15 protein-coding genes and 1 riboswitch are annotated in these 14,335 nt (G+C 45.1%); of the genes, 3 read left to right on the top strand and 12 right to left on the bottom strand.

Going from position 1 to position 14,335, the window contains the following annotated elements:
* Positions 1–125: 125 nt before the first annotated feature.
* The 4 genes from lpdA to pdhA all read right to left on the bottom strand — a co-directional run bounded on the left by lpdA (position 126) and on the right by pdhA (position 5,190).
* Entirely contained in the window at positions 126–1,541 is a 1,416-nt protein-coding gene (lpdA, locus tag BLS69_RS05995) for a dihydrolipoyl dehydrogenase (protein ID WP_036613658.1), read from the bottom strand.
* Positions 1,542–1,544: 3 nt separating this feature from the next.
* A complete protein-coding gene (locus BLS69_RS05990) occupies positions 1,545–2,867 on the bottom strand; it encodes a dihydrolipoamide acetyltransferase family protein (RefSeq protein WP_091029377.1) in 1,323 nt (440 codons plus the stop codon).
* Positions 2,868–3,043: 176 nt separating this feature from the next.
* Complete coding sequence (locus BLS69_RS05985) at positions 3,044–4,021, bottom strand: alpha-ketoacid dehydrogenase subunit beta (RefSeq protein ID WP_076210115.1); 978 nt, start codon at positions 4,019–4,021, stop codon at positions 3,044–3,046.
* A 101-nt stretch (positions 4,022–4,122) separates the two neighbouring features.
* A complete protein-coding gene (gene pdhA, locus BLS69_RS05980) occupies positions 4,123–5,190 on the bottom strand; it encodes a pyruvate dehydrogenase (acetyl-transferring) E1 component subunit alpha (protein WP_017688072.1) in 1,068 nt (355 codons plus the stop codon).
* A gap of 256 nt (positions 5,191–5,446) precedes the next feature.
* On the opposite strand from pdhA, the gene BLS69_RS05975 reads away from it, so the two are divergent.
* Positions 5,447–6,181: an alpha/beta hydrolase gene (locus tag BLS69_RS05975; protein WP_091029375.1), complete on the top strand. Its 735-nt coding sequence runs from the start codon at positions 5,447–5,449 to the stop codon at positions 6,179–6,181.
* 165 nt (positions 6,182–6,346) lie between these two features.
* Here BLS69_RS05975 and BLS69_RS05970 read toward each other — a convergent pair whose 3' ends face one another.
* Both BLS69_RS05970 and BLS69_RS05965 read right to left on the bottom strand, forming a co-directional pair.
* Complete coding sequence (locus tag BLS69_RS05970; RefSeq protein WP_091029372.1) at positions 6,347–6,817, bottom strand: low molecular weight protein-tyrosine-phosphatase; 471 nt, start codon at positions 6,815–6,817, stop codon at positions 6,347–6,349.
* 1 nt (position 6,818) lies between these two features.
* Entirely contained in the window at positions 6,819–7,520 is a 702-nt protein-coding gene (locus BLS69_RS05965; protein ID WP_091029371.1) for a trimeric intracellular cation channel family protein, read from the bottom strand.
* Between the two features lie 182 nt (positions 7,521–7,702).
* On the opposite strand from BLS69_RS05965, the gene BLS69_RS05960 reads away from it, so the two are divergent.
* Entirely contained in the window at positions 7,703–8,344 is a 642-nt protein-coding gene (locus BLS69_RS05960; RefSeq protein ID WP_091029368.1) for a thiamine diphosphokinase, read from the top strand.
* Positions 8,345–8,640: 296 nt separating this feature from the next.
* Positions 8,641–9,141 carry a C40 family peptidase gene (locus BLS69_RS05955; protein ID WP_091029367.1) on the top strand — a complete coding sequence of 167 codons (501 nt, stop codon included), beginning with the start codon at positions 8,641–8,643 and terminating at the stop codon, positions 9,139–9,141.
* A gap of 108 nt (positions 9,142–9,249) precedes the next feature.
* On the opposite strand, the gene BLS69_RS05950 is transcribed toward BLS69_RS05955, so the two are convergent.
* The 6 genes from BLS69_RS05950 to BLS69_RS05925 all read right to left on the bottom strand — a co-directional run bounded on the left by BLS69_RS05950 (position 9,250) and on the right by BLS69_RS05925 (position 13,978).
* A complete protein-coding gene (locus BLS69_RS05950; protein ID WP_091029364.1) occupies positions 9,250–9,954 on the bottom strand; it encodes a response regulator transcription factor in 705 nt (234 codons plus the stop codon).
* Between the two features lie 119 nt (positions 9,955–10,073).
* The gene (locus tag BLS69_RS05945) at positions 10,074–11,126 is read right to left on the bottom strand and encodes a ThiF family adenylyltransferase (protein WP_091029362.1); all 1,053 of its coding nucleotides are present in this window, start codon (positions 11,124–11,126) and stop codon (positions 10,074–10,076) included.
* The gene (locus BLS69_RS05940; protein WP_091034847.1) at positions 11,123–11,890 is read right to left on the bottom strand and encodes a thiazole synthase; all 768 of its coding nucleotides are present in this window, start codon (positions 11,888–11,890) and stop codon (positions 11,123–11,125) included. Before BLS69_RS05940 ends, BLS69_RS05945 begins: the two co-directional genes overlap by 4 nt.
* A gap of 2 nt (positions 11,891–11,892) precedes the next feature.
* Positions 11,893–12,096 (bottom strand): sulfur carrier protein ThiS, encoded by a 204-nt coding sequence (gene thiS, locus BLS69_RS05935; RefSeq protein ID WP_091020730.1) that lies wholly within the window; start codon positions 12,094–12,096, stop codon positions 11,893–11,895.
* Positions 12,093–13,265, bottom strand: a complete 1,173-nt coding sequence (thiO, locus tag BLS69_RS05930) for a glycine oxidase ThiO (protein WP_176872610.1) — start codon at positions 13,263–13,265, stop codon at positions 12,093–12,095. The genes thiS and thiO overlap by 4 nt, the downstream gene beginning before the upstream one ends.
* Positions 13,266–13,282: 17 nt before the next feature.
* Complete coding sequence (locus BLS69_RS05925; RefSeq protein ID WP_091029356.1) at positions 13,283–13,978, bottom strand: thiamine phosphate synthase; 696 nt, start codon at positions 13,976–13,978, stop codon at positions 13,283–13,285.
* Between the two features lie 193 nt (positions 13,979–14,171).
* Positions 14,172–14,281: riboswitch (TPP riboswitch) on the bottom strand.
* Positions 14,282–14,335 lie beyond the last annotated feature (54 nt).

Raw genomic sequence — 14,335 nt, 5'->3', positions numbered from 1 at the left:
CATACACACTAGCATCTTGAATTTCTCAGCTTTTGCTCAGAAAAAAAGAGACGAATAACGCGTTAACGTCATTCGTCTCTTCTGATATACGTATAATGCCGGACGGATCCGAAGCCTAGATGATCTTAACGGGAGATGATGTGGATCGGGTGACCCATAACCAATTCCGCAGCTTCCATCACGATTTCGCCCAAAGTTGGGTGAGCGTGAATTGTAAGAGCCAGATCTTCCAAAGTTGCGCCCATCTCAATTGCCAAACCAAGCTCAGCAATCAGGTTGGAAGCTTCCAGACCTACGATTTGGCAACCCAATACAAGGCCACTTTCTTCGTCAGCTACGATTTTCACGAAGCCTTCAGCGTGGTTCAAAGATACAGCACGGCCGTTACCCGCATAAGGGAACTTGCCTGCTTTTACTTTGTAACCTTTTTCTTTAGCTTCTTTTTCAGTGTAACCTACGCTGGAACACTCTGGATCTGTGAACACAACAGCTGGCATACATTTGTAGTCAACTACAGATGGTTGTCCTGCGATTGCTTCAGCAGCCACTTTACCTTCATAAGAAGCTTTGTGTGCCAGAGCCAAGCCTGATACGATGTCACCGATAGCAAAGATGTGAGGAATGCTGGTACGACCTTGGTGGTCAACTTTGACAAATCCACGCTCGTCAACGTCAACACCAATCATGTCGAGACCCAGTTCTCCATCTGTGTTTGGACGACGTCCAACAGTTACCAGCAGGTAATCTGCAGTTACTTCTTTGGACTCACCATTTACAGAGTACTTAACAGTTACATCTTTATCCGTTTGCTCAGCACTTTCAGCTTTTGCACCCGTTACGATTTCGATGCCTGTTTTCTTCATGTTTTTAGCCACGAGGCTAGTCATGTCTTTATCGAAACCTGGCAGTACTGTATCCAAACCTTCGATGATTGTTACTTTTGCACCGAATTTGGAGTACATTTGACCAAGCTCAGCACCGATATATCCGCCACCGATAACGATCATGCTTTTTGGTACTTCAGGCAAGTTCAGAGCTTCTGTCGAAGACAGAATGCGTCCGCCAAACGGGAAAGGTTTCAGTTCGATTGGACGGGAACCTGTTGCAATAATTGCATTTTTAAATTTGTAACGTGGAGACTCGTGGTCATTGAATACACGAGCTTCGTTTTCGTTGATGAACATGCACTCACCGTTGAAAACTTCAACTTTATTGCCTTTGAGCAAACCAGCTACGCCGCCAGTCATTTTCTTAACAACGCCGTTTTTGAACTCTTGAGTTTTGCTGAAGTCCACTTTTACGTTCTCAGCAGAGATACCAAAAGCTTCACCGTGAAGTGCAGACTCATATTGGTGTGCAGCAGAGATCAGGGCTTTGGATGGAATACATCCACGGTTCAAACAAACACCGCCCAGTTCGGATTTGTCTACGATCAATACGCTTTGGCCCAGTTGAGCAGCGCGGATGGCAGCTACATAGCCGCCAGGACCCGCACCAATTACTAATGTGTCGATATTGAGAGAAGCGTCGCCTACTACCATATCTTACACCTCCATAACAAGCAGCTCAGGGTTAGCGAGCAGCTGTTTAATGTAATTCATAAAGTTTTGTGCTGTTGCGCCATCGATGATACGGTGGTCAAAGCTCAGGGAAAGAGCCATTACAGGTGCTGCAACTACTTCGCCGTTTTTGATCACTGCTTTTTCGCTGATGCGTCCTGTTCCGAGAATAGCAACTTCAGGGAAGTTGATGATTGGAGTGAAGAACATACCGCCAGCAGAACCGATGTTACTGATGGAGATTGTGCTTCCTCTCATTTCATTCGCGCTCAATTTGCCCTCACGACCACGAGCAGCCAAATCACGGATAGAATCAGCAATCATCCAGATGGATTTACGATCAGCATCTTTGATAACAGGAACGATCAAGCCGTTGTCTGTATCTGTAGCGATACCGATGTTGTAGTATTTTTTGTAAACAATTTCGTTAGCTTCTTCATCAATCATAGCGTTCAGAGCCGGGAATTGGCGGGAAGCCGCAACCAGTGCTTTAACGATGAATGGCAGATAAGTAACTTTTGTTCCTTTTTTCTCTGCAATTGGTTTCATGCGAGTACGGAAAGCAACCAATTCAGTTACGTCCACTTCGTCCATGATTGTAACGTGAGGTGCTGTGTAAGCCGATTTAACCATCGCATTAGAGATTGCTTTACGGATACCTTTGAATGGTACGCGCTCTTCTTCAAGGTATTGATCAGCTGCAGCCGCTGCTGGTGCTGCGGATTTTTTCTCTTCTTGAGCCGGAGCTTCGGAAGATGCCGCTGCGGAAGAACCGCCACCGTTTTTGAAGGATTCAACATCTTCTTTGGTTACTTTACCGTTGTTGCCAGTGCCGTTAACCTGTGCGATGTCTACACCTTGTTCGCGAGCAAATTTACGCACGCTTGGTGTTGCCAGAACGTCTTTGGCAGGTACTGCCGGAACGCTGTTGTTGCCGCCTTCTTTAGCTGCATCCGAGCTGGAAGCTGCTGCAGAAGAACCGCTTGTGTCAGCTCCGCCTTGAGCTGCATCTTTCTCTTGCTCGCCTTGATCACCAGCAGGAGCGTCGTCTTGCTCAGGAAGTTCGCCTTCTGCATCGATGATCGCTACAACTTCACCAACATGGCAGACTTGACCGTCTTTAGCGAATACTTCTGTAACTGTTCCGTTAACCGGGCAAGGTACTTCTACAACCGCTTTGTCGTTCTGTACTTCCATGATGATGTCGTCGTCAGTTACTTTGTCACCGACTTTGATGTGCATCTTGATGATTTCGCCTTCGTGCAGGCCTTCGCCCAATTCAGGGAATTTATATTCAAATTTAGCCAACTGAAAAACCTCCTTGATTATGTGCTCAATCCTGAAAACAACCCTTAACTCCAAGAAACAACTGTTACTGCTAATGCAAATAACTGTTACTCAAGGGGCTAATGGCTGTTTACAGTGCAGCTTGCGCTGCGGTGTGAATCACCATACTGCGCCTTGCGGCATGTCAGATGATTAAATTAGAAATTTACGACTTTGTTAACCGCAGCAACGATACGCGCCGGGTTAGGCAGCCATGTATCTTCGATTTGTGCAAATGGATATACAGTGTCCGGACCAGCTACACGCAGAACCGGTGCTTCCAAGTGCAGGATTGCTTTTTCATTGATTTGGGCAATGACTTCAGCTGCAACACCTGCGCTCTTTTGAGCTTCCTGTACAACAATTGCACGGTTTGTTTTCTTAACGGAAGCAACGATAGTATCGATGTCGATCGGGCTAACCGTACGAAGGTCGATAACTTCAACTTTGATTCCTTGTTTTTCGAGTTCATCTGCTGCTTTCACAGAAGTGTGAACCATCATACCGTAAGTAATGATTGTTACATCAGAACCTTCACGAACAACGTTCGCTTTACCCAACTCAACAACGTAATCTTCTTCAGGCACTTCTGCACGGAAAGCATGGTACAAGTTCAAGTGCTCCATGAAGAATACAGGATCGTTATCGCGAATAGAAGCGATCATCAGTCCTTTTGCATCGTAAGGGTTAGAAGGAACAACGACTTTGATACCTGGTGTTTGCGTGAGCAGACCTTCCAGGGAATCTGTATGCAATTCTGCCGCTTTTACACCGCCACCGAATGGTGTACGGAATACGATTGGAGAATTGTATTTTCCACCGGAGCGGAAACGCATACGAGCAGCTTGCACTACCATTTGGTCAAGGGCTTCGAAGATAAAACCAACGAATTGGATCTCAGCAACCGGACGGAAGCCTTGTACACCCAGACCTACAGCCAGACCACCAATAGCGGACTCAGCCAGTGGTGTATCAAATACACGCTCTTCGCCAAACTCTTTTTGCAGACCTTCCGTTACACGGAAAACGCCGCCTACATTACCTACGTCTTCACCGAAAAGCAGAACGTTAGGATCACGTTTCAACTCCACGCGAAGCGCATCACGGATTGCTTCTTTCATGTTCATTTGTGCCATTTGCTTCATTTCCTCCTTAAACATTGACAGTTCACATTTGAATTCGTACATGTATACCGGGACATTAAAGTCACGGATGTTTATGCTTTATCGGAAAAAACTTATTGGAAATCAGCTTTTTGCTCTTCCAAGTGCTTAGGCGTTTGTTCGAACATGCTGTCGATCAAGCCTGAAATCGTCATTTTCTCGGTTTTTTCCGCTTTTTTGATCTCTTCATTCACTTTAGCTTTTGCTTCTTCTTTCACACGTGCTGTATCTTCTTCAGTCCAAAGACCTTTTTTCTCAAGATATTTAGCGAAACGTGCGATAGGATCTTTAGCAGACCATTCTGCCTCTTCTTCTTTTGTACGATACTTGGAAGCATCATCCGAAAGGGAGTGAGGACGGAAACGATATGTTACTGCTTCGATCAATGTTGCGCCTTCTCCGTTACGTCCACGCTCAGCAGCTTCCTGAACAGCTTTGATAACAGCGAAGATGTCCATACCGTCAACTTTAACACCTTTGATACCTGCTGCTACCGCTTTGTGAGCGATGGACAGAGCTGCTGTTTGTTTAGCAAAAGGAGTTGTGATGGCATAACCATTGTTTTGTACGAAGAAGATAACAGGCAGTTTGTATACACCAGCGTAGTTCAGACCTTCATAGAAGTCACCTTCAGAAGAACCGCCATCACCTGTGTACGTGATAACAACTTGTTTTTGTTTCTTCAATTTGTAACCCATAGCGATACCCATTGCATGCAGAATTTGTGCACCAATGATGATTTGTGGCATCAATACATTAACGCCATCTGGAATTTGTCCACCATGTTGGTGTCCACGGGAGTACAAGAATGCTTGATAAAGAGGAAGTCCATGCCATACGAGTTGCGGAATGTCACGATAGCCAGGACATACAAAGTCTTCTTTTTCAATTGCAAATTCACTACCAACCATTGTAGCTTCTTGACCAGATACTGGAGCATAAAAACCAAGACGACCTTGACGGCCCAGGTTTACTGCACGGTCATCCCAAGTACGGGTAAATACCATGCGGTACATAATTTCTTTTAATTGATCATCGGAAAGTGTAGGCATCATGTCTTTGTTAACAATTTCGCCGTCAGGAGACAGCACGGACAGAGCTTCTACATCCTCTGTATACACTTCATAAGGAACCTTGCTCATTTTTTTCTTCACCTCAACAAAAAATTTGAATATCAAGTTCCGCTGTTATAATATTATTATACACCTGTTTCACTCCATACGTCAAAGAAATCCGTAATTTTTTTATGTTTCCTGCCGGATTGTATGTATAACAGGGGATTAATATTGGTATAACAGCATAATACATGATTGCGTGTTTGACCTAACCCCGCACAAGGGTAATCTTACCGTATTGCGCGGTCGAATGCAAAAAATTAACCGAGAAAGGTGACGTTTTATGACGGATTCCCGCTATTTGAAACGCACGATTGTGAAGGAAGAGATTGAAAGTCGCTATCTCGGAGAGAAGCGAACGCTCCGTATTTACCTCCCTCCGGGCTATAACGAATTACTTAGCTACCCTGTCGTATATTGTCAGGATGGCGAAGAATTTTTTAATTTCGGACGAATTGCTACAACAGCTAACCAAATTATTCTGGACGAAGGAGCCGAACCTTTCATTATTGTAGGGGTTCAGGTCGATGTGTCTGTGAGAACGCAGGAATATGCTCCATTCGGAGATCGGTTCAAGGCATATACCGCTTGCTTCGCTGAAGAGATTATTCCCTATATAGAAGAGAAATATCCTGTGCGCCGTTCTCCGCAGGAACGCATTCTTGCCGGAGACTCGCTTGGTGGCAGTGTTTCGCTTCATCTTGCTCTGTTATATCCGGATCTGTTCACACGTGTCATCAGCATGTCTGGTGCCTTCTACTCCGCTTCACAAGAAATCTATGCCGCAGCTGAAGATCTGTCTTGGCTCTCGATCTGGATGATCGTTGGTTTACAGGAAACTGCCTTTAAGGCAGATACCGGTACGTATGATTTTGTTCAATTAAACCGGGATACTCGAGAATTGCTGGAAAAACGTGGTGCCCTCGTCTCCTATCAAGAGAAAGACGGAAAACACCAATGGGGCTTTTGGCAGAAGGAATTGCCCGAAGCATTACTTTATTTTCTCCAGGAGAGATAAAAGGACCACATTAACAGGCGGCTGAAATGCCGCTATTGTTTTTCATTTTAATGATACCGCTTACAATTGTAATCTGAAAAAGAAGCAGGATATCCTGCTTGCTTTAAGTGCTCTAATCCTGCTTCTTTGCCCGATTACAAATTAAGCATGAATTTCGTTTACTTTTTAAGCTAAGGAATGTTCCGCTTCAATCTTTCTCAACAGAACATCGCAGCCTGCGTTAACCAGCTCGTACACCTCTTCAAAATTGCCTGTGTAATACGGGTCAGGTACTTCTCTGAGTTTTTCCTCGGGAAGCATGTCCATGAACTTGATGATGTCCGCCTCAGCTCCGCCTGGAACGTTGCGCACATTATCTGCATTGGAATTGTCCATACACACAATGTAATCAAATTGAGTAAAGTCTTCGCTGGCGAACTGTCTTGCTGCCATGTTGGCATAAGAAATCTGGTACGAATCCAGCAATTTTCGAGTCCCTTCATGCGGAGGTTTACCAACATGCCAGTCCCCTGTACCCGCTGAGTCCACACGAATCTGGTGTTCAAGCCCCTTCTCCAGGACTTTGTGACGCAAAACGGCTTCAGCCATTGGTGATCTACATATATTGCCCAGACATACAAACAAAACATTAATCATATTAATCCCCCTTGCTTAACGTACCTTGCAGTACCGACGATGTTGGCTGTGTCACAATGCTCTCCGGCTGAGGAGTGACGTTCCCGGTCTCAGATGGCACCAACGAACGACGTGGCAGTTTCCATTTATAATGTACTGAACACATCCGGAAGAACACAACGGCCGCGAAACAAAATAATAATCCGGCATTCGTTGTTAACCAACCCATACCTATAACAAAACCGGCTGTCATTGCCCATACAGCATAAATTTCGTCACGCAATACAAGCGGTTTACGTCCCGCAAGCACATCACGAATAACGCCTCCACCAATACCGGTCATTACTGCTGCAACGATAACTGCGCTAATAGGATGTCCCATGTTCGCCGCGTACAGCGCCCCTTGAATTGCAAATGCTGCGAGTCCGATTGCATCAAACAACGCCTCTGTTCGCTTCCAGTGACTAATCCACTTGAGAGGCAATATAAACGCAATCGCTACAGATACTAAGGCTAACATAATAAGTGATCCCTGACTCCACAGTGTCGTTACAGGTATACCTATAAGTACATTCCGGATAATCCCGCCTCCGAATGCCGTGACAAGTCCAAGCACTAGTACACCCAGAATGTCATACTCCTCTTCCATTGCTACGAAGGCACCGGACATTGCAAATGCGATAGTGCCTATAATGCTGAATACTTCAAAAATGTGTAAGTCCAACCTGTTCAAACCTCACTTTTCAAGTCATCTCCATGTCGCTCTACCCATTGTATCCGCGAGCACTGAAATTGTGCAACCACATTTTGTGGATTATACTGGTTTGGTGAATATATTTGTACAGGTTCCAACATTATATTTGAACAATGAACTATTTTTCTCTGAATTAGGAAGGATGAAATAAAATGACGGTGAAACGGATAGTTATTTTTACAGGCGGAAACTTATCTGTAGAATTACTTCAGGAAATACGAGAAGATGATATGATCATCGCGGCCGATCGCGGTGCATTATTTTTAATTGAACACGGCATTCAGCCTCACATTGCAGTTGGAGACTTCGACTCCATTACTGAAGAGGAACGTATCATTGTAAGCAACAATAGCATTCGGTTCATTACATGTGACCCTGTTCATAAGGATCTTACTGATACAGAAATGGCTTTTGAGACAGCGCTAGATTACGAACCTTCTCACATCTTAATGTTAGGTGCTACAGGTACACGTATGGATCACACTCTCGCTAATGTACATATCATGGTTCGCGCGATGCAACATCATATCTCCTGTGCCATTCAGGACAAACACAACTATATGACACTGACCACATCCAAAGCTGTGGTTGAACACCGAGACTATAAATATGTTTCTCTGCTGCCCTTGACTCATGAAGTTGCAGGAATAACTCTAGATGGTTTTATGTATCCGCTAGATCAAGCCACCATTCGCATGGGACAATCCTTGGGTGTAAGCAACAAGCTCTTAGGCTCCTCCGGTACAGTCACTATTGATAGTGGCTTATTACTGATTATTCAGAGCAAAGATTGAATCTATTCGTATGCTTCATAGTTATTTATTACGTTTTTGTAACCAGTGATTGAATGAAGAAAATAGGTTCACACATAACAAAGACCCTTGATATTCAAGGGTCTTTGTTGTTTCATCTTTATTCTTCGTCCGTCAATGATTAATTTTTTGACATTTTTAATCATATTTTAATAAACATACCCAAACCATTGTGGCGCAAGGGATTACACTTCCCTATCCAATTTCTAGGCTGTTACAAAGCTGTTATACTCGCTCTAGCAACTTAACGAAAACGAATTTTGGAGGTACTAACTAACATGAAAACAAACATCTTTGTCCAAAAGGCCGTAACCGTCGGGTTGTGCGCTACACTAGGTTTTGGAGCTGTATTAATGACTAACGCACCTGTTGCACAGGCAGCAACTGCTTCTGTATCCACAGGTCAACAGATTGTTAACTATGGTAAACAATTTACTGGAACTCCATATAAATTTGGTGCTTCAACATCAACAACCAAAGTTTTTGACTGTTCTTCTTTTATGAAATATATTTTCAAAAAGTATGGTGTAGATTTGCCGCGCACTTCCGTGAAACAATCCAAAGAAGGTAAAGCTGTGTCTAAAGCTAATCTGCGTGTCGGAGATCTGGTATTCTTCTCAAGTGGTAGCCGGTCTACCGGTTCTAATGTCACTCACGTAGGTGTTTATGCGGGAAATGGTAAGATTCTGCATACGTATGGATCTCCAGGCGTAACCCTCTCTGATCTGGACTCTGGTACTTGGAAGAGAACGTATGTTAAAGCTCGTCGTGTACTTTAGAATTATATATTGCTAATAAGTAAAGGCCGGACGATATGTTCCGGTCTTTTTATTTACCCTTTTTTCGCCACAGTCTAAACTGGAGTTTCATGGAATTCGGTGATACATCTAATTTTTATCATGAAGCATGTAACCGATCCCACGCACCGTATGAATCAGTTTCACACTTCTTCCCTTATCCACCTTAACCCTTAGATGTTTGATATACACATCCACAACGTTGGTATCCATCGCATACTCATATCCCCATACTTCCCGCAAAATATCACTCCGGGTACATGCTTCATTTACATGCAGGGCCAGGAATTCCAGCAATTCGTACTCTTTTGGCGTTAATGTCAGGTATTCACCCGTACGACTTACCCTTCTTGAACGCAAATTGACTTTAAGATCATGAACTACAATTACTTCCTCACCCTCTGGTGTTGCATTCGCAAAAACACGCAATAAATTTCGTATTCTGGCAAGCATCACGGTTAAGTGGATCGGTTCCTCCATCACGTCATTAGCTCCGTAATCCAGCCATTCCACGATGAACTGAGGAGATGCATTTGAAGTAATAACCAGTAGAGGTATAACCTGACCCTTATCTACCCATCGTTTTAACTCTAATTTCTGATCCTGGCCACAATGTTCATTTCCCTCTTCCCGGTCTACCAGGATGATCAGTTTAATATGCAGCAACGAAGGCTCGACGGATTGGTTTAGTTGGGACCACTTCATTCGTTGCACCTCATACCCTTCGCTACATAAAATATCCTGAATTAGGCTGACCTGTTCTCCTGCTCCAATCAGCAAAATGACTGTTTTCACTCTTTTTCACCCGGCCTGTCTCTATCCCCACTGCTCGCAGCAATGGTTGGTACAGATAGCATGCCGTAAAATGAAAAAGTCCATTCCCTCAAGGGAACAGACTTTGCTTCTTTCTTGCTTTAACCAAAGTAGCGATGGACGAGCGTACGTGCTTCAGCTGTGTCTTTTGTTCCGTGTACGAGGACACGTCCATCTTGGAAAATAACCATTCTATGGACTCCTGTTGTAAAAGAAACCAGAAACGGATTGGATTCCACTTTTCCTTCTTGAAGCCTGTTCAGACGTTCCGCCGTATGTAGAAGATCCAGATTCATACGCCGTGCAGGTCGGATCTGAACGGTGTCCCTGCCACATAACACATCGGTTTTCTCCAGATTGGACGCAGAAAGATATGGATATGTTGCCGAAGTGCCGCAGGAAGGACAGTCTTGCTTTTTCGCACCATCCACATTGATGGATATGTATTCGTTCCTCCACACGTCAAATGACAATAACTTACGTCTCAATGCATTGGCATTGCCACTAAGTAACTTCATCGCTTCTGCTGTCTGATTTGCCGTTACCATCTGTACCGCTTGAGGTATGATACCAGACGTATCACATGTATCTCCTCCCAGAGGGACTTCACCCAGCAAACAATTTAAACATGGCGTATCTCCAGGCATAAACGTATAGGTGATGCCGTAACTACCTACGCATCCACCATAAATCCAGGGAATACGGTGTTTCTGTGCCATATCGTTAATGAGTAATCGCGTATCAAAGTTATCCGTTGCATCCATGATCAAGTCGGTATGCTGAACGAGTTCTTCCAATTCATCTACTCTGACATCCAACACTTTCCCTTCCACATGAACCGTGGAATTAATGGCAGATAACCGTTTTTCCGCTGCCATCGCCTTCGGCATCCGTTCAATCGCGTCCTGTTCTACATATAATTGCTGTCGCTGCAGGTTACTCCACTCCACATAATCACGATCCACAATTGTTAAGTGTCCAACTCCTGAACGAACTAACGTTTCTGCGATTCCTGTTCCCAGTGCGCCAGCACCAACGATTAAAACTCTGCTGCCCTTTAATCTGGCCTGACCTTCCTTGCCAAGTGGCGCATAACGTTCCTGTCTGGAATACCGATCGGCCTGCTCCGAGGATGTTGATTGTTGATTTATCATGTATGAACCATTCCTTCCACCGGACTACTGGCTGCTGCGTAACGCTTTACGGGAATCATGCCTGCCTCATAAGCCAGCCTACCTGCCTCTACCCCCAATCTCATCGCCTTAGCCATGCTCACTGGATCCCCTGATCCGGATACGGCTGTATTTAACAATACGCCAGCTGCACCAAGTTCCATCGCATAAGCAGCATCTTTGGGGGAGCGCAATCCTGCATCCACAATTACAGGTACAACAGCCTGCTCAATGATGATCTCAAGGTTATAGGGATTGATGATGCCTCTGCCAGCTCCGATAGGAGAAGCGCCAGGCATTACAGCATGTACGCCAAGCAATTGCAGCCTTTTGGCCAGAATGACATCATCTGAAATATAAGGCAATACAGTGAAGCCCTTTTCAAGCAAAATTTCACAAGCCTTGTACGTTTCAATCGGATCTGGGAGTAACGTCATTCCATCTCCGATGACTTCGACTTTTATCATATCACAAAGTCCTGACGCCCGCGCAAGCTCGGCAATTCGCACCGCCTCTTCCGCATTGGATGCTCCAGCCGTATTCGGAAGAAGAGTGTATTTGTCCAGATCCAATGTATCCAGGAAATGCTTCTGGTTGCGCTCCTCCAGATTCAGACGACGAACAGCAAAGGTTAAAACTTCCGTTTCAGATGCTTCCACAGCCTGACTTTGCACTTCCAGATCCGAAAACTTGCCTGTTCCGAGCAACAATCTGGACTCAAACGTATATTTACCAATGTTCAACATCATCAACCGCCTCCTACAAAATGTACAATCTCGATTCGATCGCCTTCTCTTAATGCCGTCGTTTCATGATACTCACGGGTTAAAATATGCTTGTTCAGCTCTACAACTACAGTCTTGACTTGCAGATCAAAAGATTTAAGCAGTTTATCCACACGATTCAATCTGTCTTCAATCTCCATCCGTTGACCATTAACGATGATATTCACTGCACCACTCCCTTTCTGTTCAATCGCTCCGGACTCAGCGCCTCAATTCCGAGTTCTTCTGAGCTTTTGCCAGCGAGCAACTCAGCGATAAGCCTTCCTGTTATCGCACTAAGCAAGATACCGTTGCGGTAATGCCCAAAGGCGGCGAACAGCCCTGGTATACTCTTGCAAGCACCTATATAAGGCAATCCATCTGGAGTTGCCGGTCTTACGCCTGCCCACGCTCGTATAAATTGTGCTTCTTTCATCCCAGGCACCCAGTGGGTAGCCGCTGTTAGCAGCTTCTGAACACCCTGTACAGAAACGTTCAGATCGGTTCTGCCTGGCAGACTGGTTGCCCCGAGCCAAACTTCGCCATTAGCTTTGGGAACAATATAGATATCCTCTGCATACACCGTTCTGTCAGGTCTGTACCCAGCATGTTCATCTGAGAACTGAACGGCGGCTATTTCTCCTTTTACCGACCACACAGGCATGCTCAGATTCACATGTCTCATCAACTCTTCACTCTGTAATCCAGCCGCTATAATGACATGTTTGCATCTCATCTCACCGATCGATGTGGTGATTCCCTGCACGCCATGTTCGTTTGCTTGCACACGTATATCCTGTATGTCCTCCATAACCCGTGCTCCCAATGCTTGAGCGGATTCAGCATATGCCTTCGTTAGATGGACTGGAAGAATCTCACTCTCGTAAGGTCTGTAGTAGGCTCCATACGTATCTCTGTTAAGCCATGATGCCTCCTGTTGCACAACGGAACGATCCCACCATACCTCATCAGCAGAAGCAGACAACGCAGACTTCCGATTGTCCTTATAACTACTTAATTCACTGTATGAACGAAAAGGAGTTAGGAATCCCTGGCATTGCAGGCCAGTCTCTACCTCACTGAGTGTAGCCATTAGCACCTGTTGCTCGATAAGTAACTGTCTACTCTGTCTGGCAAGCTTAGCCATCAAAGGATGAGCAAAATCCTCACTGCCTGCCGCCAGCATTCCAGCCGCCGCGCAAGAAGTGCCTCCTGCAATCGCCGAACGCTCCAGCAACAGCACATCCTGTCCACGGGAAGCAAGCTCATAAGCGATAGCACAACCAACAACGCCTCCACCTACAATAATCGTTTCTGCATGAAACTTATCCGGTTTATCAATAACGATCTCTTTCATCCTCTCATCTCCTTGATTCAGGGACTCAGACTTTCTGTAGCAACGATAGCCTGCCTTAATAATGCAGCCGCCCGATCCGGTGACTCGCTCGCCCATACATTCGAGATCACGGCGACTCCCTGTGCCCCTGCAGAGCGAATAGCGTGAATGTTTCCCGGTCCGATACCCCCAATCGCCATGACAGGAATGGAGACACGCCTGCACACTTCAGCAAGAGCATGTAATCCTCTGGGGTCAAGATCAGGCTTACTGTTGGTTGAGTAGACATGCCCGAAGAAAAGATAATCGGCTCCCCGTTCTTCAGCGATTTTTGCCTCATCGATTGAATGAACAGATACACCCAGACGAAGGCGCTGCACATTGCTTATAACAGCAGGGTTATAATTTCGTATCGCATCTTGCCCCCAATGTACACCGCCATAAATGTCATTCTGTGAAGGAAGTTCTGAACTATTGATAACAATGCGGCAAGATGGAATGCCAACGCTACGCAGACTTTGAGCCCAACCGATCTTGTCTTGCCATGTGAGTTGTTTTTCTCGTATGTGAATATAGTCCACCAAAGGCCAAACGTCCTTTGCAGCTTTTACAAAAGATGCCTGATCCCCTGCACCCGTAGATACAACATGCAATTCAAATGATTCTTGAACATGTTCATGAGAAATTACCGTACTGTTCATCTCCTTCCAGACTTGAATGCTATGAAAACACAAAAAAGCCACTCCCGTAGGGGAGTGGCTGCGTATTAATTATAGGACCAGATGACTGACTGATACATACAGTTCATTTCGTGCAATAAAGCTATAGACCTTATAGCCATAACGTTATACACGCAACTGCATGTTTCAATTTACTAAGCAAGACGGTTGAATTCTTTCGAATTGCCGTTTGCTCACGTCATTCACTGAAACGCGCTCGCCACTTCCCTACGCTGGTATGATCCAGATCAGGTGCAAAGGGTCCGGAATCGCATTCTTCCATCTCAGCCGCATCGTGCGGCCCCCCTAGTGTTCATATGAAGTTGTAGCCTATGTTACCATAGACGGTTTTTTTTGTCACCGTCATTTCTG

The organism is Paenibacillus sp. CF095 (genome assembly GCF_900101225.1).
Taxonomy (GTDB): Bacteria; Bacillota; Bacilli; order Paenibacillales; family Paenibacillaceae; genus Paenibacillus.
The sequence above is the reverse complement of the archived record's forward strand: the minus strand, read 5'-3'. Positions and strand labels throughout refer to the sequence as shown.